Source organism: Saccharopolyspora rosea, from assembly GCF_025643595.1.
In the GTDB taxonomy this organism is placed as follows: domain Bacteria; phylum Actinomycetota; class Actinomycetes; order Mycobacteriales; family Pseudonocardiaceae; genus Saccharopolyspora; species Saccharopolyspora rosea.
Map to the genome: position 1 here is coordinate 1895316 of NZ_CP102826.1, position 20635 is coordinate 1915950.

General features: G+C 72.8%; 20 protein-coding genes and 1 pseudogene. 17 read left to right on the top strand and 4 right to left on the bottom strand.

The window, feature by feature from the left end; translation table 11 throughout:
• The first annotated feature begins 281 nt into the window (after positions 1-281).
• The 9 genes from infC (at position 282) to NV263_RS09285 (ending at position 9356) form a co-directional block, all read left to right on the top strand.
• A complete protein-coding gene (infC, locus tag NV263_RS09245) occupies positions 282-824 on the top strand; it encodes a translation initiation factor IF-3 (RefSeq protein WP_263254141.1) in 543 nt (180 codons plus the stop codon).
• A gap of 101 nt (positions 825-925) precedes the next feature.
• The gene (gene rpmI, locus NV263_RS09250; protein ID WP_263252209.1) at positions 926-1120 is read left to right on the top strand and encodes a 50S ribosomal protein L35; all 195 of its coding nucleotides are present in this window, start codon (positions 926-928) and stop codon (positions 1118-1120) included.
• A 96-nt stretch (positions 1121-1216) separates the two neighbouring features.
• Positions 1217-1585, top strand: coding sequence for a 50S ribosomal protein L20 (gene rplT / locus NV263_RS09255; RefSeq protein WP_263252210.1), 369 nt, complete (start codon positions 1217-1219; stop codon positions 1583-1585).
• Positions 1585-2442, top strand: coding sequence for a TrmH family RNA methyltransferase (locus tag NV263_RS09260; protein WP_263254142.1), 858 nt, complete (start codon positions 1585-1587; stop codon positions 2440-2442). The genes rplT and NV263_RS09260 overlap by 1 nt, the downstream gene beginning before the upstream one ends.
• Before the next feature lie 159 nt (positions 2443-2601).
• Positions 2602-3669, top strand: a complete 1068-nt coding sequence (pheS, locus tag NV263_RS09265; RefSeq protein ID WP_263252211.1) for a phenylalanine--tRNA ligase subunit alpha — start codon at positions 2602-2604, stop codon at positions 3667-3669.
• Positions 3670-3722: 53 nt separating this feature from the next.
• Entirely contained in the window at positions 3723-6215 is a 2493-nt protein-coding gene (pheT, locus tag NV263_RS09270; RefSeq protein WP_263252213.1) for a phenylalanine--tRNA ligase subunit beta, read from the top strand.
• A 56-nt stretch (positions 6216-6271) separates the two neighbouring features.
• Positions 6272-7798, top strand: coding sequence for a PucR family transcriptional regulator (locus NV263_RS09275; protein WP_263252214.1), 1527 nt, complete (start codon positions 6272-6274; stop codon positions 7796-7798).
• Positions 7798-9183, top strand: a complete 1386-nt coding sequence (locus tag NV263_RS09280; protein WP_397545621.1) for an NAD(P)/FAD-dependent oxidoreductase — start codon at positions 7798-7800, stop codon at positions 9181-9183. The genes NV263_RS09275 and NV263_RS09280 overlap by 1 nt, the downstream gene beginning before the upstream one ends.
• Positions 9180-9356: a hypothetical protein gene (locus NV263_RS09285; RefSeq protein ID WP_263252217.1), complete on the top strand. Its 177-nt coding sequence runs from the start codon at positions 9180-9182 to the stop codon at positions 9354-9356. Before NV263_RS09280 ends, NV263_RS09285 begins: the two co-directional genes overlap by 4 nt.
• Here the strand turns inward: NV263_RS09285 and fmdA are convergent.
• The 4 genes and pseudogenes from fmdA to NV263_RS09305 all read right to left on the bottom strand — a co-directional run bounded on the left by fmdA (position 9319) and on the right by NV263_RS09305 (position 12200).
• On the bottom strand, positions 9319-10566 hold the full coding sequence (fmdA, locus tag NV263_RS09290) for a formamidase (RefSeq protein WP_263252219.1): 1248 nt from the start codon (positions 10564-10566) through the stop codon (positions 9319-9321). The two genes, NV263_RS09285 and fmdA, sit on opposite strands and share 38 nt — an antisense overlap.
• A 26-nt stretch (positions 10567-10592) precedes the next feature.
• A pseudogene (locus NV263_RS09295) lies at positions 10593-11228 on the bottom strand (AmiS/UreI family transporter).
• Between the two features lie 20 nt (positions 11229-11248).
• A complete protein-coding gene (locus tag NV263_RS09300) occupies positions 11249-11521 on the bottom strand; it encodes an FmdB family zinc ribbon protein (RefSeq protein ID WP_263252221.1) in 273 nt (90 codons plus the stop codon).
• Between the two features lie 133 nt (positions 11522-11654).
• Positions 11655-12200 carry a GNAT family N-acetyltransferase gene (locus NV263_RS09305; RefSeq protein WP_263252222.1) on the bottom strand — a complete coding sequence of 182 codons (546 nt, stop codon included), beginning with the start codon at positions 12198-12200 and terminating at the stop codon, positions 11655-11657.
• A 225-nt stretch (positions 12201-12425) separates the two neighbouring features.
• Between NV263_RS09305 and argC the strand changes: the two genes are divergently transcribed.
• The 8 genes from argC to argH are packed head-to-tail and all read left to right on the top strand — an operon-like array spanning position 12426 to position 20632.
• Positions 12426-13454 (top strand): N-acetyl-gamma-glutamyl-phosphate reductase, encoded by a 1029-nt coding sequence (gene argC, locus NV263_RS09310; RefSeq protein WP_263252224.1) that lies wholly within the window; start codon positions 12426-12428, stop codon positions 13452-13454.
• 17 nt (positions 13455-13471) lie between these two features.
• Entirely contained in the window at positions 13472-14632 is a 1161-nt protein-coding gene (argJ, locus tag NV263_RS09315) for a bifunctional glutamate N-acetyltransferase/amino-acid acetyltransferase ArgJ (RefSeq protein ID WP_263252226.1), read from the top strand.
• Positions 14629-15543: an acetylglutamate kinase gene (gene argB, locus NV263_RS09320; RefSeq protein ID WP_263252228.1), complete on the top strand. Its 915-nt coding sequence runs from the start codon at positions 14629-14631 to the stop codon at positions 15541-15543. Before argJ ends, argB begins: the two co-directional genes overlap by 4 nt.
• Complete coding sequence (locus NV263_RS09325) at positions 15540-16730, top strand: acetylornithine transaminase (RefSeq protein ID WP_263252230.1); 1191 nt, start codon at positions 15540-15542, stop codon at positions 16728-16730. Before argB ends, NV263_RS09325 begins: the two co-directional genes overlap by 4 nt.
• The gene (gene argF, locus NV263_RS09330; RefSeq protein ID WP_263252232.1) at positions 16730-17656 is read left to right on the top strand and encodes an ornithine carbamoyltransferase; all 927 of its coding nucleotides are present in this window, start codon (positions 16730-16732) and stop codon (positions 17654-17656) included. The genes NV263_RS09325 and argF overlap by 1 nt, the downstream gene beginning before the upstream one ends.
• Entirely contained in the window at positions 17653-18180 is a 528-nt protein-coding gene (locus NV263_RS09335) for an arginine repressor (RefSeq protein WP_263252234.1), read from the top strand. Before argF ends, NV263_RS09335 begins: the two co-directional genes overlap by 4 nt.
• Positions 18173-19165: an argininosuccinate synthase gene (locus NV263_RS09340; RefSeq protein WP_263252236.1), complete on the top strand. Its 993-nt coding sequence runs from the start codon at positions 18173-18175 to the stop codon at positions 19163-19165. The genes NV263_RS09335 and NV263_RS09340 overlap by 8 nt, the downstream gene beginning before the upstream one ends.
• A gap of 45 nt (positions 19166-19210) precedes the next feature.
• Complete coding sequence (gene argH, locus NV263_RS09345; RefSeq protein ID WP_263252237.1) at positions 19211-20632, top strand: argininosuccinate lyase; 1422 nt, start codon at positions 19211-19213, stop codon at positions 20630-20632.
• Positions 20633-20635 lie beyond the last annotated feature (3 nt).

Sequence of the window (20635 nt, forward strand, 5' to 3'; positions counted from 1 at the left end):
CGTCACGGCTGCTACCCTGACACGAGCGACCAGCCCCTGCGCAGGCGGGGGAGGCAAAGTGGAGTCCCGCTCCCACCCGAGTAGCCGTCCCAGGCTTCCGGGTCCCGGTTGCCGCCGACGGAAACCAGTTCGGCGGAGTGAACGGTATTGCGGTACCGGTTCGATCGGTGGAGTCAGGACCCCGCGGGTCCGCGGAAGCGGATTCGGCGGGGTTTCGCACTTCAGGGGCGAGTTCCACGCGCCGCGGTGCAGCATGCAAGCCATCGAACCGAGGAGGCCCCATCAGCTCCGAGACGCGCATCAATGACCGCATCCGCGTACCCGAGGTCCGGTTGGTCGGACCGAACGGTGAGCAGGTCGGGATCGTCCGCATCGAGGACGCGCTCCGGCTTGCCCAGGAGGCGGATCTGGACCTTGTCGAGGTCGCCCCGCAGGCGCGCCCGCCGGTCTGCAAGCTCATGGACTACGGCAAGTTCAAGTACGAGAGCGCGCAGAAGGCTCGCGAATCGCGCCGCAACCAGCAGCAGACCGTCATCAAGGAGCAGAAGCTCCGGCCGAAGATCGACCCGCACGACTACGAGACGAAGAAGGGCCACGTGTCCCGCTTCCTCGGTCAGGGTCACAAGGTCAAGGTGACGATCATGTTCCGCGGTCGTGAGCAGTCGCGTCCCGAGTTGGGCTTCCGCCTGCTGCAGCGACTGGCCGACGACGTGTCCGACCTGGGTTTCATCGAGGCCAATCCGAAGCAGGACGGTCGGAACATGATCATGGTTCTTGCGCCGCACAAGAACAACAAGTCGAAGTCCAAGGCGAACGCGTCGTAACAGGCGCAACGCCTGCGACGGCGACGTGCAACGTGACGCCGGGCCGGGACGCCCTCCAGACGCGATCCCGCCCGGCATCTGTACGAAACGAGGACTAGTCAATGCCGAAGAACAAGACCCACAAGGGCACGGCCAAGCGCTTCCGAGTGACCGGCAGCGGCAAGCTGCGGCGTGAGCAGGCCGGTCGTCGGCACATCCTGGAGAAGAAGTCCAGCCGTGTGACCCGGCGTCTGGAGGGCACCGAGTCGGTGGCCAAGAACGACGTCAAGCGCGTCAACCGGCTGCTGGGCCGCTGAGCCGACGCCTGCCGGACCCGGCAGGCCAGCCGTGATTTCCAGGCATCCGCACGGGCGGTAGTCCCCGCCCCCGATGAGATCAACAGGACGGACCCCGTGGCACGCGTGAAGCGGGCGGTCAACGCCCAGAAGAAGCGCCGCACCATTCTCGAATCGGCTCGCGGTTACCGCGGTCAGCGCTCCCGGCTGTACCGCAAGGCCAAGGAGCAGATGCTCCACTCGATGAACTACGCCTACCGCGACCGGCGGGCCCGCAAGGGTGACTTCCGGAAGCTGTGGATCACCCGCATCAACGCCGCGACCCGGCAGAACGGCCTGAGCTACAACCGGTTCGTGCAGGGCCTGAAGGCCGCCGGTGTCGAGGTCGACCGCAAGATCCTGGCCGAGCTCGCCGTCAACGAGCCCGAGGCGTTCACCGCGCTGGTCGACGTGGCTCGCAAGAACCTGCCGGAAGGTGTCGCCTGATCACCGAGGGCCTCTCTTCGGCACCGCGACCCGGGACGACTCCGCTGACCGAGCGGTCGTCCCGGGTCGCTGTCGCTCGCAAGCTCACCCGCCGCGCCGGCCGCGAGAAGGCCGGCGCGTTCCTCGCCGAGGGCGCGCAGGCGGTGCGCGAGGCGCTGGCGGCGCACGCCGCCGGGCAGGTGCGGGTGCGCGAGGTGTTCGCCACCGACCAGCCGCGCCACGCCGAGCTCGCCGAACTCGCCCGCGCCGGATCGGTTCCGGTGCGGTACGTCACCGAGCGGGCCGCCGCGTCGCTGTCGGAGACCGTGACGCCGCAGGGCGTGGTCGCCGTGTGCGACCTGCCCGGCACCACCGTCGACGAGGCGCTGGCCGACCGACCACCGCTGGTCGCGGTGCTCGTCGGCGTGGCGGACCCGGGCAACGCCGGAACCGTGGTGCGCGTCGCCGACGCCGCCGGGGCCGGGGCCGTGCTGTTCGCCGGGGACACCGTCGACGCCTACAACGGCAAGGCGGTCCGCGCCTCCACCGGCAGCGTCTTCCACCTGCCCGTCGCGCGGGACCGCGACGTCGCCGAGGTCCTCGCGGCGTGCCGCCGCGCCGGATTGCGGCTGGTCGGGGCCGACGGCCGGGCCGCGGGCGACCTGGACACCGCGGACCGCGACGGCGAGCTCGACGCGCCCACCGCGTGGGTGTTCGGCGGCGAGGCGCACGGACTGCCCGAGCACGTCCGCGCCGAGCTCGACGCGGCGCTGCGCGTGCCGCTGTACGGCCGGGCGGAGAGCCTCAACCTGGCGACCGCCGCCGCGGTCTGCCTGTACGCGTCCGCCCGCGCCCACCACCGGGCGACCGGCGGGTGAGGCGCGCCCGAGGAGGATCTCCGCGCAATTCGGTTGGTCCTGTCGCATAGACTCGTGGGGCTAGCAAGCGGCCCCACGGCCGCATGCCCACGAGCAGGTTCGCGTTCGCCGGCCCCGGGAATGAAGCCTGTCGGATCCAACGGGAGTCACGCACTAACGATGTCTGGAGCCAACGACCCGTACGACCCGAAGGAGGTCGCCGCGCTGTCGCCGGAAACCCTGGACCGCGCGGTGGTCGAGGCGCGCAAGGCCTTCGAGGAGGCCGGCGACCTGGACGCGCTCGCGGCCGTCAAGCCGGCGCACCTCGGCGAGCGCTCGCCGCTGCTGACCGCGCGCCGCGAGATCGGCGCGCTGCCGCCGAAGGCGCGCGCCGACGCGGGCAAGCGCGTCAACCAGGCGCGCGAGGCGATCCAAGGCGCCTTCGACGAGCGCCGCGCGGTGCTGCAGGCCGAGCGCGACGAGCGGGTCCTGCGCGAGGAGACCGTGGACGTGACGCTGCCGACCGATCGCGTCCCGGCCGGCGCCCGGCACCCGATGACCCAGCTCATCGAGCACATCGAGGACACCTTCGTCGCGATGGGCTGGGAGGTCGCAGAGGGGCCGGAGCTGGAGACCGAGTGGTTCAACTTCGACGCGTTGAACTTCGGCAAGGACCACCCGGCCCGCACCATGCAGGACACCTTCTACGTGGCTCCGGAGGACTCCGGGCTGGTGCTGCGCACGCACACCTCCCCGTCGCAGATCCGCGCGCTGCTGGAACGCGACCTGCCGGTGTACGTGGTGTGCCCCGGGCGCACCTTCCGCACCGACGAGCTGGACGCCACCCACACCCCGGTGTTCCACCAGGTCGAGGGCCTCGCGGTGGACAAGGGCCTGACCATGGCCCACCTGAAGGGCACGCTGGACGCGTTCGCGCGGACGATGTTCGGCGCGGACTCCAAGACCCGGCTGCGGCCCTCGTTCTTCCCGTTCACCGAGCCGTCCGCGGAGATGGACGTCTGGTTCCCGGAGAAGAAGGGCGGCGCCGGCTGGGTCGAGTGGGGCGGCTGCGGCATGGTCAACCCGAACGTGCTGCGCGCCTGCGGTGTCGACCCCGACGTCTACACCGGTTTCGCCTTCGGCATGGGCCTGGAGCGGACGCTGCAGTTCCGCAACGGCATCCCGGACATGCGCGACATGGTCGAGGGCGACGTCCGGTTCACCCGGCCGTTCGGCGTCGGCCGCTGAGCCCCGCAAATCCCTGACGACCCAGCACTGAACGAGAAGAAGGGCCTGACCAAGTGCGGATTCCGGTTTCCTGGTTGGCCGAGCACCTTGAGCTGCCCGAGGAGACGACCGCGGAGACGCTGGCCGACGCGTTCGTCCGGATCGGGTTGGAGGTCGAGGAGGTCACGCACCTGACCCAGGTGCGCGGACCGCTCGTGGCCGGACGCGTCGCCGAGATCGAGGAGCTGACCGGCTTCAAGAAGCCGATCCGGTACTGCCAGGTCGAGGTCGGCGAGACCGAGGACGGGCAGCCCAGGATGCAGAGCATCATCTGCGGCGCCCGCAACTTCCGGGAGGGCGACCTGGTGGTCGTCGCGCTGCCCGGCACCGTCCTGCCCGGTGACTTCGAGATCACCGCGCGCAAGACCTACGGCAAGACCAGCGAGGGCATGATCTGCTCGGCCAAGGAGCTGGGCATCGGCGAGGACCACGAGGGCATCCTCGTGCTGCCGCCCGGCTCCGCCGACCCCGGCGACGACGCCGTCGCGCTGGTCGGGCTCGACGACTCGGTCATCGAACTGTCCATCACCCCGGACCGCGGCTACTGCTTCTCGGTGCGCGGACTCGCGCGCGAACTGTCCAACGCGCTCGACGTGCCGTTCGGCGACCCCGGGTCGCGCCAGGTGCCCGCCGACGACCGGCCGTCCCGGAACGTGGAGATCCGCGATCCGAGCGCCTGCTCCCGGTTCGTGTTCCGCCGGGTCACCGGGGTCGACCCGTCCGCGCCGACCCCGTGGTGGATGCGGCGGCGGCTGGCGCTGGCCGGGATCCGCTCCATCTCGCTGGCCGTCGACGTCACCAACTACGTGATGCTCGAACTCGGGCAGCCGCTGCACGCCTGGGACGCCACCAAGCTCAGCGGGGACGTGGTGGTCCGCCGCGCCGAAGCGGGCGAGAAGCTGACCACGCTGGACGACGTGGACCGCGAACTCGACCCGGACGACGTGGTGATCTGCGACGACACCGGGCCGGTGTCGTTGGCGGGCGTGATGGGCGGCGCGACCACCGAGATCGGCGAGGACACCCACGACGTGCTGCTGGAGGCGGCGAACTGGGATCCGGCGAGCATCGCCCGCACCATCCGCCGCCACAAGCTGCCCAGCGAGGCGGGCAAGCGCTTCGAGCGGTCGGTGGACCCGGCGATCGCGCCGGTCGCCACCGAACTGGCCGCGCAACTGCTGGTCCGCTACGGCGAGGGCACCATCGCGCCCGGCCGCACCGATGTCGGCGAGCCCGCGTCGCCCGCGCCGGTCACCATGCCGCTGGGCCTGCCGGACCGGATCGCCGGGGTCTCCTACGAGCGCGGCGTGACCGCGCGGCGGCTCACCCAGATCGGCTGCCGCATCGAGGTCAGCACCTCCGACGACGGCGTCGGTCTGGTCACCGCGACCCCGCCGAGTTGGCGTCCCGACCTGCGGCAGCCCGCCGACCTGGTGGAGGAGGTGCTGCGGCTGGAGGGCTACCACACCATCCCCTCGGTGCTGCCCGCGGCGCCGCCCGGACGCGGACTGACCGCCGAGCAGCGCCGCAAGCGGGCGGTCTCCCGCGCGCTGGCCTCCGAGGGCTGCGTCGAGGTGCTGCCGTTCCCGTTCACCGGTGACGCGGTGCTCGACGCGTTCGGCCTGGCCGAGGACGATCCGCGACGCCGCACGCTGTCCGTGCTCAACGCGTTGGAGGCCGACAAGTCGCGGCTGAGCACCACGTTGCTGACCGGGCTGCTGGACACCGTGCAGCGCAACCTCGCCCGCGGGCAGCGCGACCTCGCGCTGTTCCACATCGGACAGGTCGTGCGGCCCGCTGCCGACCAGCCGCCGGTGCCCGCGGTCGGCGTCGCCGCGCGGCCGTCGGAGGAGGAGGTCGCCGCGCTGCACGCGTCGCTGCCCGCGCAGCCGCTGCACGTCGGCGTCGTGTTCACCGGGCAGCGCGAGCAGGCCGGCTGGTGGGGCAAGGGCCGCGAGGCGAGCTGGGCCGACGCCGTGCAGACGGCGCGCACGGTGGCCGCCGCCGCGGGCGTGGAGCTGACCGTCCGCGCCGGTGACCTCGCGCCGTGGCACCCGGGCCGGTGCGCCCAGCTGGAGGTCGGCGGCGCGGTCGTCGGCCACGCCGGTGAGCTGCACCCGAAGGTCCTCGAAGCGCTCGGGCTGCCGAGGCGGACCTGCGCGGTGGAACTCGACCTGGACGCGCTGCCCGTCACCGATCCGCGGCCGGCGCCGCAGCTCTCGGCGTACCCGCCGGTGCTGATGGACATCGCGCTCGTGGTGGACGGCGCGGTGGCCGCTGCGGACGTCGTGGACGTGGTCCGCGACGGCGGCGGGGAGCTGCTGGAGGACGTGCGGCTGTTCGACGTCTACACCGGCGAACAGCTCGGCGCGGGCAAGAAGTCGCTGGCCCTGGCGCTGCGCTTCCGCGCCGCCGACCGGACCCTCAAGCAGGAGGAGGCGACCGAGGCGCGCGACGCGGCCGTGGCCGCGGCGGCCGAGCGCCTGGGCGCGACCCTGCGCGCCTGACACCCCGGGCGGCCCCGCCGAGGTGGGGCCGCCCGAGTTCGCGGGGGAGGTGCGTCGTGGTCCGGTTGGACCGGTTGATCAACGTCCTGGGCGGTCTCGGCGTCCGGTTGGAGACCACCCCCGCGACGCGGGCCCGCGAGCTGCGGTCGGTGGCCGTGCACGCGCCCTGCGACCCGGCCGCGGGCGGCGAGGACGTCGTGCTCGCCGTGGGCGTCGGCGCCGAGCAGGCCGCCGAGCTGCTGCGCGGCACGGACGCGGTCGCCGTGCTGTTCCGGGCGTCCCGGCTCGACCCGCAGGCGCTCGCGGTGGCGCGGGAACGCGACGTCGCGGTCCTTCTCGCCGATCCCGCCGTGTCCTGGGGCCAGCTCGCCGGTGTCGTGTACGGGGTCGTCCTGGAGGGGCGGGAGACCGAGGCGGGCCGCGGCCCCACCGACCTGTTCGCGCTGGCCGACGCGCTGGCCGAGACGGTCGGCGGTCCGGTGACCGTCGAGGACCACCGGTCCGGCGTGCTCGCGTACTCCAGCCGCCAGCACGGCGCCGACCCGGTGCGGGCCGAGACGATCCTCGGCCGCCGCGTGCCCGATGAGATCCGCCGCGAACTCGCCGACCGCGGCGTGTTCCGGCACCTGGAGGTCTCCGACGAGCCGTTGTTCGTGGCCCCGGTGGGCCGCGGGGTGACCAGCGGCCGGGTGGTGGTCGCGGTGCGCGCGGGCCGGGAGCTGCTCGGCTCGATCTGGGTCGAGACGCCGACGCCGCTGGACGACGCGCGTCCCGCCCTGCGCGACGCCGCGCGCACCGCGGCCGCGCACATGTTGCGCGCGCGGGCCAGCGCCGATCTGGAGCGGCAGGTCGAGTCGGACCTGGTCATCGGCCTGGTCGAGGGGCACGAGGACCCGGTGGCCGCGCTGAGCAGGCTCGGGCTGCCCGGGCCGCGGTACCGGGTGGTGGCGGTGCAGGCCGGCGGCGCCGACCGCAACGCGGCCGCGTTGCTGGCCTTCGAACGCGCCACCACCGGATTCGGCTGGACGCGTCCGGGGCGCAGCGCGTTGTTCGCGAACACCGTCTACACCGTCGTCCCGTACGAGGACGCCGACCGCGCGCGCCGCTGGGTCCGCGCGCTGGGGCGCGAGATGCCGGAGGACACGTCGCTGCTCGCCGGGATCGGCGGGCCCGCCGATCCGTTGCACCTGGTCGACAGCAGGCGGGAGGCGGACGAGAGCCTCGCGCTGCACGCCGAGCACCCGGACCGCCCGGTCGCCGTGGTCTACGACGAGGCGTGGCACGAACTGCTCCTGCGGCAGATGCGCCAGGCGGCGTCGCTGCGGCGCGTGCCGGATCGCGGGCCGGTGGCGGACCTGCGGCGCCACGACCGCGCGCACGGCACCCGGCACGTGGAGACGTTGCGGGCGTGGTTGGAGTGCCAGGGCGACCTCGCGGCGACCGCGTCGCGGCTGGAGGTGCACCCGAACACGGTCCGCTACCGGATGCGCCGGATGGCCGAGGTGACCGCGCTGGACCTGGACGACCCGGAGTCCCGGCTCGCCATGATCATCGCGCTCGCCGTGTCGGGGCCGCTGGTGTAGTGGATTCCGGCCAAACCGCGCGGTGCGTTTTGTGCGGATCCGACACGTCGGCGCCCCGGTGTGCCGGGGCATGCTCCTCGTCGAGAGCGACACAGGAGGAGAGCATGCGCGAGGACGGGATCGTGGGCGCGCCGCGTCGCGTGGTCGTCGTCGGTGCCGGGGTGGTCGGCCTGTCGACCGCCTGGTTCCTGCAGGAGCACGGCGTCGAGGTGACCGTGGTCGATCGGCGCGACGTCGCGTCGGGTGCGTCGTGGGGCAACGCCGGGTACGTCGCGCCGGGCTTCTCGGTGCCGCTGCCCGAACCGGCGGTGCTGCGGTACGGGCTGCGCGCGCTGCTCGACCGGGACGCTCCGCTGTCCGTGCCCGCCTCGCCCGACCTCGGCCTGTGGTCGTTCCTGCTGCGCTTCGCGGCGCACTGCACCACGCGCTCCTGGTCCCGGTCGATGCGGGCGCTGGCCGCGGTCAACGAGGAGGCGCTGGAGGCGTTCGACGCGCTGCGCGGCGTGGCGGAGCCGCCGCGGCCCACGACGGTCACGGTCGCGTTCGAGCAGGCCGCGGACGCGGACGGGCTGCGCCGCGAGTTCGAGATGATGCGCCGCTGCGGTCAGGACGTCGACGTCACCGAACCCCCTGTGTCCACTGTGGAGGTCCCGCAGCTGTCCGCGCGGATCGGTGCGGTGCTGCGGGTGGCGGGGCAGCGGTTCGTCGCCCCGGGCGAGTTCACCCGGGCCCTCGCCGATGCCGTCGTCGCGCGCGGCGGGACGATCCGGCGCGGCTTCGACGTCGTCGGACTGTCGCCGGGGACCGGGGGAGCCGGGCGCCCCGGCGGGCGGGCGGCGGGAGACGTCGTGGTCAAGTCCCGGGACGGTCACCGCATGTCGGCCGACGAGGTCGTGCTCGCCACCGGGGCGTGGTTGAGCCGCCTGGCCGGACCGCTGGGCGTGCGCGTGCCGGTGCGCGCGGGGCGCGGCTACTCCTTCACCGTGCCGACCCGGGAACCGGTGCCCGGCCCGATCTACCTGCCGGGCGTGCGGGTGGCGTGCACGCCGTACCAGGACGGCCTGCGCGTCGCCGGGACCATGGAGTTCCGCGACCCCGACGCGCCCGTGGACACCAGGCGCATCGAGGCGATCGTCCGCTCGGCGCGCCCGCTGCTGAGCGGCGTGCGCTGGGACGAACGCAGCGACGAGTGGGGCGGCCCGCGCCCGGTGACCCCCGACGGCCTCCCGCTGGTGGGGCGCACCCGCATGGCGGGCGTGCACGTCGCCGGCGGCCACGGCATGTGGGGGCTCACGCTCGGCCCGGTCACCGGTCGGCTGCTGGCCGAACGCATCGCCACCGGCAAGACCCCGGACGCCCTGCGACCGTTCGACCCGCTGCGATGAGCGACGAGCTCACGCGGTCCGAACGCGCCGAACTCGACTGGCTCCGCCGCGAGAACCACCTGCTGCGCGTGGAGCGGGCGATGCTGCTGCGCATCGCGACCGAATACGCCCTCGACCCGGCGCCGCGCCCGCCCGTCAGGACGTCAGTGCGCACTGGCCCCGGTCGGTCCTGACCGGTCCGCCGCTGGTGGGGCGGATGTCGAAGTCGAAGATCGCGGTGGGCAGGTAGAGGGTGCAGCAGGCGTTCGGGATGTCCACGATGCCGCTGATGCGGCCCTCGATCGGCGCCGAGCCCAGCAGCAGGTACGCCTGTTCGCCGGTGTAACCCCACTTCGTGAGGTACTCCACGGCGTTCAGGCACGCCCGGCGGTAGGCGATCGTGGCGTCCATGTAGTGGTTGGTGTCAGTGTCGTGGTCGACCGAGACGCCGGAGAAGGACAGGAACTCCGAGTAGCGGGGTTCGACGTTGCCGGGCATGAACACCGGGTTGGTGCGCACCCCGAAGGTCTCCATGCCGCCCTTGATGAGGTCGACGTGGAAGTCGATGAACCCGCCCATCTCGATGGCGCCGCAGAAGGTGATCTCCCCGTCGCCCTGGCTGAAGTGCAGGTCGCCGCCGGAGAACTTGGCGCCGTCCACGAACACCGGGTAGAAGACCCGCGAGCCGCGGGTGAAGTTCTTGATGTCCTGGTTGCCCCCGTTCTCCCGGGCGGGCACCGTTCGCGCGCCCTCGGCGGCGATGCGCTCGGCGTCGCCGCCGGTCGCCGTGCCGGCCAGCGCGCCGTGCGGGTTCGGCGGCAGCCCCAGCGGCGGCACCCGCTGCGGATCGGTGTCGATCAGCCCCCGTTCCCGCCGGTTCCACTTGTCCAGCAGGTCGGCCGAGGGTGCGGTGCCGAACAGCCCGGGGTGGGTGATGCCGGTGTAGCGGATGCCGGGCAGGTGCCGGGACGTGGCCTGCTGGCCGTGGAAGTCCCAGATCGCCTTGGCCGCGTCCGGGAAGTGGTCGGTGAGGAACCCGCCGCCGTTGGTCCGGGCGAAGATCCCGGTGTAGCCCCAGCCCTGGCCGGGGGCGTCGCCGACCTCCTGCGGCACCGGGCCGAGGTCGAGGATGTCGGCGACGAGCAGGTCGCCCGGTTCGGCGCCCTCCACGGCGATCGGCCCGCTGAGCATGTGGGTGCGGTCGAGGTCCACGTCGCGGACGTCGTTGGCCGAGTCGTTGTTGCCGAGCTGCGCGTCGGTCCACTCCCGGCACTCGACGCGGAACTCCTGTCCCGGGCGCACGGTGGCCACCGGCGGGATGTCCGGGTGCCACCGGTTGTGCCCGGGAACGTCCTGGTCGCGCATCGACTTCGACTGGTCGACGCGGAACACGACTTCTGGCATGGCGAAAACCCCCTCGCGTGTTGCGATCAGTGTGCGGGACTCTCCCGGCTCCCCGACCGCCCGCCGCGCGGCGACCAGCTCCCCGAGGTGAGCGGCCACAGCGCCACGAACACCACGACCCCGAACACGATCAGCGCCGCCGCGGTGACGGCCGGACTGCGCCAGTAGCCGGTGAGGATCAGGAACGACGGGATCGCGCCCGTCACCCAGCCCTCGATCGCGGCGACCCACCCCGTGTACCGGGTGAGGCCCTCCCGCTTCAGGCCGAGCAGCAGGAAGAACAGGAACCACAGGAAGGTTCAGTACAGCCAGATCACGCCGAACGGCCCGTCGCCGAGCAGCCGGAAGTTCGCGAACGAGTACCCCACCGCCATGATCGCGACGAACAGCGAGAACCAGCCGACACCGCTGGTGTCCAGGTCGCCGAGCAGCCCGATGCCGACGTAGAGGTAGGTGAAGCCGAACAGGTAGATCCCGGAGGCGTTCAGCAGTGCGGTCGGGTCGTCGAGGTGTGCCACGATCAGCACCGTTGGCGTGAGCACCTGCAGGCCGCCGACGAACACGTTGAACACGGCGATCGACTTCGGGTCCGCCTTGCCCAGCAGCATCACGCCGTTGAGGAAGAGCACGGCCCCGACGTAGAGCAGTCCCACGTACGCCACTGCGGCACCCCCAACCGGTCTCAGGGCCGCGGCAGGCGCGACAACGCCGGATGGGCTGCCCGGCGCGGCTTGGGCGGAACGGCGGTCACCACGTCCGGCTCGTCCCGGCTGCGTTCCTCGCGGGCCCGCGCCGCGCGCACCGGTGCGGGCAGGGCGGACAGGTGGGGCGCGGAGAAGACCCGGTGAGCGGACCGGTGGCACCCCGGGCAGTTCCGGGTGCCGGTGGCGCGCCCCATCGGCAGCTTCACCTCGAACCGCCCGCACTCGCGGCAGTCGTACTCGTAGGTCGCCATCGGGCCCTCCCCCGGTGAACCCTCGGACGGTGCGGGGGCCATCGCCGGCCCGCGCAACCCGAGGAGACGACGCTGGCCGGGGCGTGTCAAATCCGCGTGCCGTCGCCGTCCACAGAGGACGGACTTCGGCCGCTCAGCGGGCCGCGCGCAGCGGGCGGAAGGTGGCGAACTCGGCGGCGGTGAGCCCCATCAGCACCAGGTAGGGCGCCCGGCCGCAGGAGAACTCCGGGTCGCGGTGCCGGTGCTCCTCGCGGAAGCCCAGCTTGCGGTGCAGCGCGAGCGAGGCCAGGTTCCCGCCGTAGATCCCGACTTCGCACTTGCGGTAGCGCCGGTACCCGAACATGAACGTCAGGAGCACGCTGATGGCGTCGTCGGCGTAGCCGTGGCGACGGTGCTCGGGCCCGATCCCGATGCCGTAGCTGAACCGCCCCTCGAACGGTTCGGTCTGGGTCGTGCACATCGACCCGACGAGCACGCCGCCGCGCAGCGTCTCGATCGCCAGGTGCAGGTCGTCGCCGTGGGTGGTCGGGTGCGCCCGGTGCGCTGCCCAGTGCCGGTAACCGTCGCCGCACGACTGCCCGCCCCGTTCGGAGTCCCGGTCGAAGCGCATCAGGGTGCGCCGGTCCGCCGGTCGTGTCTCGCGCAACCGGACGGCGTTCCCCACCAGGCTCGACCTCATGATCGACATCGAATCATGCGGGTCGAGCAGTCCAGGGCGCGGTGGGGTCATCGTCATCGGCCACGATGATGCCGGGGTGGTACCACGATCGCGCAAGGGGGTGGCGGCGGAAGCAACAGCCGCGTTCGCGCCCGTGTTCCCCCGTTATCGGCGCTGTTGCGCGGAATTCGCGGCTCGGCGGAACCCTGTTTGATTAAAATTGCACCAGCGTGCATAATTATCCGCATGACGGTTCGAGTTGCGGTGGCCGGTGCGAGCGGCTATGCGGGCGGCGAGTTGCTGCGCCTGCTGCTGTCGCATCCGGAGGTCGAGATCGGGGCGTTGACCGCGGGTGGCAACGCAGGCAGCAGGCTGGGGGAGCACCACCCGAACCTGCTCCCGCTGGCCGACCGGGTGCTCGGCGAGACCACGGCCGCCGAGCTCACCGGCCACGACGTGGTGTTCCTCGCGCTGCCGCACGGCCACTCCGCCGCCCTCGCCGCCGAGCTCGGCGAGGACACCGTGGTCGTCGACTGCGGCGCCGACCACCGGCTCAACGACCCGACCGACTGGGAGCGCTGGTACGGCGGGGAGCACCCGGGCACCTGGCCGTACGGCATCCCCGAACTGCCCGGCGCGCGGGAACGGCTGCGCGGCACCAGGCGGGTCGCCGTGCCGGGCTGCTTCCCGACGGTGTCATCGCTGGCCCTGGCGCCCGCGCTGGCCGCCGGGCTGGTGGACCCCCAGGTCGTCGTGGTCGCCGTCACCGGCACCTCCGGCGCCGGGCGCGCGCTCAAGCCGCACCTGCTGTCCGCCGAGGTCATGGGCTCGGCGAGCGTGTACGGCGTGGGCGGGGCGCACCGGCACACGCCGGAGCTGGTGCAGAACCTCAGCGCCGCGGCCGGCGAGCCGGTGGGCGTGTCGTTCACCCCGGTGCTCGCCCCGATGGCCCGCGGCATCCTCGCGACCTGCTCGGCGCCGCTGCGCCCGGACGTCGACCTCGACGCGGCCCGCAAGACCTACCAGGACGCCTACGGCGACGAGCCGTTCGTGCACCTGCTGCCCGAGGGCCAGTGGCCGCAGACCGCGGCCACGCTCGGGGCGAACACGGTGCACCTGCAGCTGGCGGTCGACCCCGACGCCGCACGACTGGTCGTCGTCGGCGCCGAGGACAACCTCACCAAGGGCACCGCCGGCGGTGCGGTGCAGTGCATGAACCTCGCGCTCGGACTGCCCGAGACCACCGGCCTGCCCACCGTCGGGGTGGCCCCGTGACGACGACAGGAGAAGCGATGGGTGTGACCGGACCGGCCGGCTTCCGCGCGGCCGGGATCGCGGCCGGGATCAAGTCCAGCGGTGGACGGGACCTGGCGCTGGTCGTCAACGACGGCCCGCAGCAGGCGGCGGCCGGGGTCTTCACCACGAACAAGGTCAAGGCCGCGCCGGTGCTGTGGTCCCGGCAGGTGCTGCAGGAGCACCGGCTGCGCGCCGTGGTGCTCAACTCCGGGTGCGCCAACGCGTGCACCGGACCGCAGGGTTTCCAGGACACCCACGCGACCGCGGAGAAGGTCGCCGACGTGCTCGGCGTCGGCGCCATCGAGGTCGCCGTCTGCTCCACCGGCCTGATCGGCGAGCGGCTGCCGATGGACGCGGTGCTGTCCGGTGTGGACGGTGCGGTCAAGGCGCTGGACGCCACGCCGCAGGCCGGTCTGGACGCCGCCGAGGCGGTGCTGACCACCGACACCCGGGCCAAGCAATCGCTCGCCTCGCACGAGTCCGGCTGGTCGGTCGGCGGCTTCGCCAAGGGCGCCGGGATGATCGCCCCGAACCTGGCGACGATGCTCAGCGTCATCACCACCGACGCCGTGATCAGCGGTGACGACCTCGACACCGCGCTGCGCGCGGCCACCCGCTACACCTTCGACCGGCTCGACGTCGACGGTGGCACCTCCACCAACGACACCGTGCTGGTCCTGGCCTCCGGCGCCTCCGGCGTCGAACCGTCCACTGAGGACTTCGCGGGCCTGCTGACCGAGGTGTGCTGGGACCTGTGCCGCCAGCTGCAGAACGACGCCGAGGGCGTCACCAAGGCGATCGACATCACGGTGCGCGGCGCGACCAGCGAGGACGACGCGGTCCGCATCGGCCGCACCATCGCCGAGGACAACCTGGTCAAGACCGCCATGTTCGGTTCCGACCCGAACTGGGGCCGCATCGCCATGGCGCTCGGCCGGGTCGACGCCGAGATCGACGTGGAGCAGCTGGAGATCGCCACCAACGGGGTGGTCCTGTTCGCCGGCGGCACCCAGGCCCGCGACCGCGGCGAGGCCGACCTGTCCGGACGCGAGATCGAGATCGTCATCGACCTGCACCTCGGTGAGCACGAGGCGACCGTGCTCACCACCGACCTCTCGCACGGCTACGTCGAAGAGAACAGCGCGTACTCGTCATGACCGACAACCCCGCCGCCGAACGGCTGGAGACCGCGGCAGAGAAGGCCGGCGTCCTCGTCGAGGCGCTCCCGTGGTTGCAGCGCTTCCACGGCGCCACCGTCGTCGTCAAGTACGGCGGCAACGCCATGATCGACGACGACCTCAAGCACGCGTTCGCCCAGGACATGGTGTTCCTGCGGCTCGCCGGACTGCACCCGGTCGTGGTGCACGGCGGTGGCCCGCAGATCACCACCATGCTCGACCGCCTGGGCATCGAGGGCGAGTTCCGGGGCGGCCTGCGCGTCACCTCGCCGGAGACCATGGACGTGGTCCGCATGGTCCTGGTCGGCCAGGTCGGGCGCGAACTCGTCGGCCTGATCAACCAGCACGGACCGTTCGCCGTCGGCATGTCCGGCGAGGACGCCCGGCTGTTCACCGCCAAGCGGCGCGCCGCGCTGGTCGACGGCGAGCCCGTCGACATCGGCCTGGTCGGCGACGTCGAGTCGGTCAACGCGGACGCGGTGCTCGACCTGATCCGGGCCGGACGCATCCCGGTCGTGTCGACCGTCGCCCCGGACGTCGACGGGGTGGTGCACAACGTCAACGCCGACACCGCGGCCGGAGCCCTGGCGGTCGCGCTCGGCGCGGAGAAGCTCGTGGTCCTCACCGACGTCGAGGGCCTCTACACGGACTGGCCGGACCGCAGCTCGTTGGTGTCGCGCATCGACGCCGACCGGCTCGAAGCGCTGCTGCCGGGGTTGGCCTCGGGAATGGTGCCGAAGATGGAGGCATGCCTGCGCGCGGTGCGCGGCGGCGTGCCCCGGGCGCACGTCATCGACGGACGCCTGGCGCACTCGGTGCTGCTGGAGGTGTTCACCAGCGCCGGGGTCGGAACGATGGTGCTGCCGGTGAAGGAGGACGCAACAGCATGACCAGCAACGCCTCGGGCGCGCAGCGGTGGCAGAAGTCCATGATGGACAACTACGGCACGCCCAAGCTGACCCTCGTCGACGGCTCCGGCTGCGAGCTGACCGACGCCGACGGTCGCACCTACCTGGACTTCGTCGGCGGCATCGCGGTCAACGCGCTCGGTCACCGGCACCCGGCCGTCGTCGAGGCGGTCACCGCGCAGATCAACCGCCTGGGCCACGTGTCCAACTTCTACGCGCACGAGAACGGCCTGGCGCTGGCCGAGCGGTTGCTCGACCTGGCAGGCGCCACCGGACAGGGCCGGGTGCTGTTCTGCAACTCCGGCGCCGAGGCCAACGAGGCCGCGTTCAAGATCACCCGGCTGACCGGCCGCGGCAAGGTCGTCGCCACCCACGGCGGTTTCCACGGCCGGACCATGGGCGCGCTCGCGCTCACCGGTCAGCCCACCAAGCAGCGCCCGTTCGAGCCGCTGCCCGCCGGCGTGGTGCACGTGCCCTACGGCGACGCCGCCGCCCTGGAGTCCGAAGTGGACGACAACACCGCCGCGGTGTTCCTGGAGCCGGTCCAGGGCGAGAACGGCGTGGTCGTCCCGCCCGAGGGCTACCTGCGCGCGGCGCGCGAGATCACCGCCCGCAACGGCGCGCTGCTGGTCGTCGACGAGGTGCAGACCGGCATCGGCCGCACCGGCGCGTGGTTCGCCTTCCAGCACGCCGGGATCACCCCGGACGTGATCACCCTCGCCAAGGGCCTCGGCGGCGGTCTGCCGATCGGCGCCTGCATCGGCATCGGCGCGGCGGGCGACCTGCTGCACCCCGGCCAGCACGGGACCACCTTCGGCGGCAACCCGGTCGCCTGCGCCGCGGCGCTGGCCGTGCTCGACACCATCACCTCGGACAACCTGCTCGACCACGTCGCGCGCGTGGGCAAGGAGCTGGTCACCGGCATCCAGGCGCTGGGCCACCCGCTGGTCCGGGAGGTCCGCGGTGCCGGACTGCTGCTCGCCGTCGGGCTCGCCGAACCGGTCGCCGCCGGTGTCTCCGCCGCCGCCCAGGACGCCGGTTTCCTGGTCAACGCCGTCCAACCGGACGCGATCCGGCTCTGCCCGCCGCTGGTGGTCAGCGGTGAGCAGGTCCAGCGGCTGCTCGCCGCGCTCCCCGCCGTTCTCGACTCCCAGAAGGGGACCCGCTGATGCTCCGGCACTTCCTCCGCGACGACGACCTCACCCCCGACGAGCAGACCGAGGTCCTCGACCTCGCCGACCGGTTCAAGGCCGACCCGCTGGGTTCCGACGCGCTCGCCGGACCGCGCGCCGTCGCCGTGATCTTCGAGAAGAACTCGACCCGCACCCGGCTGTCCTTCGAGGTGGGCATCGCCCAGCTCGGCGGCCACCCGGTCGTCGTGGACGGGCGGATGATGCAGCTCGGCCGGGAGGAGACCATCGAGGACACCTCCCGGGTGCTGTCCCGCTACGTCGACGCCGTGGTGTGGCGGACCTTCGCCCAGGCGCGCATCGACGCGATGAGCTCGGCCTCCAGCGTCCCGGTGATCAACGCGCTGACCGACGAGTTCCACCCCTGCCAGGTGCTCGCCGACCTGCAAACCATCCGGGAACGGCACGGCGGGCTCGCCGGCCTCACGCTGACCTACCTCGGCGACGGGGCGAACAACATGGCCCACTCGCTGATGCTGGGCGGCGTGACGGCGGGCATGCACGTGCGCATCGGCGCCCCCGAGGGCTTCACCCCGCTCGGCTGGGTGTTGGACGCCGCGCACAAGCGCGCCGCCGAGACCGGCGGCAGCGTCGAGACGTTCACCAGCCCGCAGGCCGCGGTCGACGGCTCCGACGTGCTGGTCACCGACGCGTGGACGTCCATGGGCCAGGAGAACGACGGCAAGGACCGGGTCAGCCCGTTCCGGCCGTTCCAGCTCAACTCCGACCTGCTGGCCGCCACCGGCAAGTCGGGCACCAGCGTGCTGCACTGCCTGCCCGCGCACCGCGGCATGGAGATCACCGACGAGGTGCTCGACGGCCCAGCCAGCGCGGTGTTCGACGAGGCCGAGAACCGGCTGCACGCCCAGAAGGCACTGCTCGCATGGCTGGTGGAACGACGATGACGAACCGGGTCGCACGGCAGGCGCGCATCGTCGACCTCGTGTCGTCGCGCGCGATCCGCAGCCAGACCGAACTGGCCCGGCTGCTGGCCGCCGACGGCATCGAGGTCACCCAGGCGACCCTGTCCCGGGACCTGGACGAACTCGGCGCGGTCAAGCTGCGCGGCGCCGACGGCGGGGCCGCGGTGTACGTGATCCCCGAGGACGGCAGCCCGGTGCGCGGCGTCCAGGGCGGCACGTCCCGGCTGAGCCGGCTGCTCGGTGAACTGCTCGTCAGCGCCGACGGCTCCGGCAACCTCACCGTGCTGCGCACCCCGCCCGGGGCGGCGCAGTTCCTGGCCAGCGCGATCGACCGCGCCGCGCTGGTGGAGGTGGTGGGCTCCATCGCGGGCGACGACACGGTCATGATCGTCGCCCGCGAGCCGCTCACCGGCCGGGACCTCGCCGAGCGGTTCATGACGATGGCCGCCGGGGAGCGGGGCGACGGCGTCCCGACGCGGATTTCCGAGGAGCAACACGATGAATGACCGGGTGGTGCTCGGCTACCACGGTGGTCCGGACGCGTCCGCGGCCATCGGGTGGTTCGTCGAGCGCACCGGGGCCGAGGTCGTCGCCGTGATCGTCGACGTCGGCCAGGGCGGGGAGGCCCCGGACGTCCTCCGCGGGCGGGCCCTGGAGTGCGGTGCCGCGGATGCCGTGGTCGTCGACGCCCGCGACGAGTTCGCCGAGCGGCACTGCCTGCCCGCGCTGCGGGCCGACGCGCTCGACGCGGACGGCTCTCCGCTGGTGTCGGCGCTGTCGTGGCCGCTGGTCGCCGAGCACCTCACCGACGCGGCGCGGAAGTCCGGCGCCGACGCGGTCGCGCCCGCCTGCGCCGCCGAACGGCCCCGCTTCGCGTCCGGCATCGGCGCGCTGGCGCCCGACCTGCGGATCGTCTCCCCGGAGCTGACCCGCGAGGAGGCGATGTCCTGGGCCGCCGACCGCGGCCTGCCGGTCGCGGCGAAGTCGTCGTGCCCGGTGCACCAGAACGCCTGGGGGCGGTGGGCCGAGACCGGGACCGCCGAGCCGTGCGACCCCGACGAGGTGGTCATCACCTTCGACCGGGGCGTGCCGGTCGCGCTCGACGGCGAGACCGTCACCTTCTTCCAGGCCGTCCGGGAACTCAACCGGCGCGCGGGCGCCCAGGGCGTCGGTCGGTTCGACGGCGGCCGGACCGGGGCGATCCGCGAAGCGCCGGGCGCGGTGGCGCTGATCAGCGCCCACCGGGAACTGGAGGACCTCACCCTGGAACGCGATCTGGCCCGCTTCAAGCGCACCGCGTCCCGGCGCTGGAGCGAGCTGGTCCGCGACGGCCTGTGGTTCTCCCCGCTCAAGGAGGCGTTGGACGCCTTCATCGAGCACACCCAGCAGCACGTCAGCGGCGAGGTCCGGCTGGTCCTGCACGCCGGCCGCGCGGTCGTCACCGGCCGCCGCAGCGAGGAGTCGCTGCACGACTTCCCCCTCGCGTCCTGATCTGGGATCACCAGTCCGCAACCACCCGACACGACGAGGAACACCGTGACGCAGCAAGGCAGTGAGCCCACCAAGCTCTGGGGCGGCCGGTTCGCCTCCGGCCCGGCCGAGGCCATGGCGGCGCTGAGCCTGTCCACCCACTTCGACTGGCGCCTGGCCCCGTACGACATCGCCGGTTCCCGCGCGCACGCCCGCGTGCTGCACCGGGCCGGGCTGCTCACCGCCGAGGAGCTGGATCGGATGCTGGCCGGGCTCGACCAGCTCGCCGCCGACGTCTCCTCCGGCGCCTTCCAACCGGTGATCGACGACGAGGACGTGCACACCGCCCTGGAACGCGGCCTGCTGGAGCGGGTCGGGGTCGAACTCGGCGGCAAGCTGCGCGCGGGCCGGTCGCGCAACGACCAGGTCGCGACCCTGTTCCGGATGTGGCTGCGGGACGCCAACCGGCGCGTCGCCGCCGGTGTCCTCGACGTGGTCGACGCCCTCGTCGCCCAGGCCGAGAAGCACCCCGACGCGGTGCTGCCGGGACGAACCCACCTGCAACACGCCCAGCCGGTCCTGCTCGCCCACCACCTCCTCGCGCACTGCCAGGCCCTGCTGCGCGACGTCCAGCGCCTCCGCGACTGGGACGCCCGCACCGCGTTCTCGCCCTACGGCTCGGGCGCCCTGGCCGGTTCGTCGCTCGGGCTCGACCCGCAGGCGGTCGCCGCCGAGCTGGGTTTCGACGGCGCGGTGGACAACTCCATCGACGGCACGGCCTCCCGCGACTTCGCCGCCGAGGCGGGCTTCTGCCTGGCGATGATCGGCGTGGACCTGTCCCGGGTCGCCGAAGAGGTGATCATCTGGAACACCGCGGAGTTCCGCTACGTCACGCTCGACGACGCGTGGGCCACCGGCAGCTCGATCATGCCGCAGAAGAAGAACCCCGACGTCGCCGAACTCGCCCGCGGCAAGTCCGGTCGGCTGATCGGCAACCTCACCGGGCTGCTGTCGACGCTCAAGGCCCAGCCGCTGGCCTACAACCGGGACCTGCAGGAGGACAAGGAACCGGTCTTCGACTCCGTCGAGCAGTTGGAGCTCCTGCTGCCCGCGATGGCGGGCATGCTCGGCACCCTCACCTTCCACACCGACCGGATGGCCGAGCTCGCCCCGGCCGGGTTCACCCTGGCCACCGACATCGCCGAGTGGCTGGTGCGCCAGGGCGTGCCGTTCCGCGTCGCGCACGAGGCGTCCGGCGCCTGCGTGCGCACCGCCGAGTCGCGCGGCATCGGCCTGGACGAGCTCACCGATGCCGAACTCGCCGCCGCGCACCCGGCTCTGACGCCCGATGTCCGCGAGGTCCTGACCGTCGCCGGTTCCATCGCCTCCCGCGACGCCCACGGCGGCACCGCGCCGCAGCGCGTGGCTGAGCAGCGGGAACGCGTGGCAGCGGCGGCGCGGCAACATCGCGAGTGGCTGTCGGTGTGATCA

What these genes read in the sequence shown, in the direction of transcription:
- rpmI (WP_263252209.1), top strand. Translation starts at nt 926, where the DNA reads ATGCCGAAGAACAAGACCCACAAGGGCACGGCCAAGCGCTTCCGAGTG.
- pheS (WP_263252211.1), top strand. Translation starts at nt 2,602, where the DNA reads ATGTCTGGAGCCAACGACCCGTACGACCCGAAGGAGGTCGCCGCGCTG.
- NV263_RS09285 (WP_263252217.1), top strand. Translation starts at nt 9,180, where the DNA reads ATGAGCGACGAGCTCACGCGGTCCGAACGCGCCGAACTCGACTGGCTC.
- fmdA (WP_263252219.1), bottom strand. Translation starts at nt 10,566, where the DNA reads ATGCCAGAAGTCGTGTTCCGCGTCGACCAGTCGAAGTCGATGCGCGAC.
- NV263_RS09300 (WP_263252221.1), bottom strand. Translation starts at nt 11,521, where the DNA reads ATGGCGACCTACGAGTACGACTGCCGCGAGTGCGGGCGGTTCGAGGTG.
- NV263_RS09305 (WP_263252222.1), bottom strand. Translation starts at nt 12,200, where the DNA reads ATGAGGTCGAGCCTGGTGGGGAACGCCGTCCGGTTGCGCGAGACACGA.
- argC (WP_263252224.1), top strand. Translation starts at nt 12,426, where the DNA reads ATGACGGTTCGAGTTGCGGTGGCCGGTGCGAGCGGCTATGCGGGCGGC.
- argJ (WP_263252226.1), top strand. Translation starts at nt 13,472, where the DNA reads ATGGGTGTGACCGGACCGGCCGGCTTCCGCGCGGCCGGGATCGCGGCC.
- argB (WP_263252228.1), top strand. Translation starts at nt 14,629, where the DNA reads ATGACCGACAACCCCGCCGCCGAACGGCTGGAGACCGCGGCAGAGAAG.
- NV263_RS09325 (WP_263252230.1), top strand. Translation starts at nt 15,540, where the DNA reads ATGACCAGCAACGCCTCGGGCGCGCAGCGGTGGCAGAAGTCCATGATG.
- argF (WP_263252232.1), top strand. Translation starts at nt 16,730, where the DNA reads ATGCTCCGGCACTTCCTCCGCGACGACGACCTCACCCCCGACGAGCAG.
- NV263_RS09335 (WP_263252234.1), top strand. Translation starts at nt 17,653, where the DNA reads ATGACGAACCGGGTCGCACGGCAGGCGCGCATCGTCGACCTCGTGTCG.
- NV263_RS09340 (WP_263252236.1), top strand. Translation starts at nt 18,173, where the DNA reads ATGAATGACCGGGTGGTGCTCGGCTACCACGGTGGTCCGGACGCGTCC.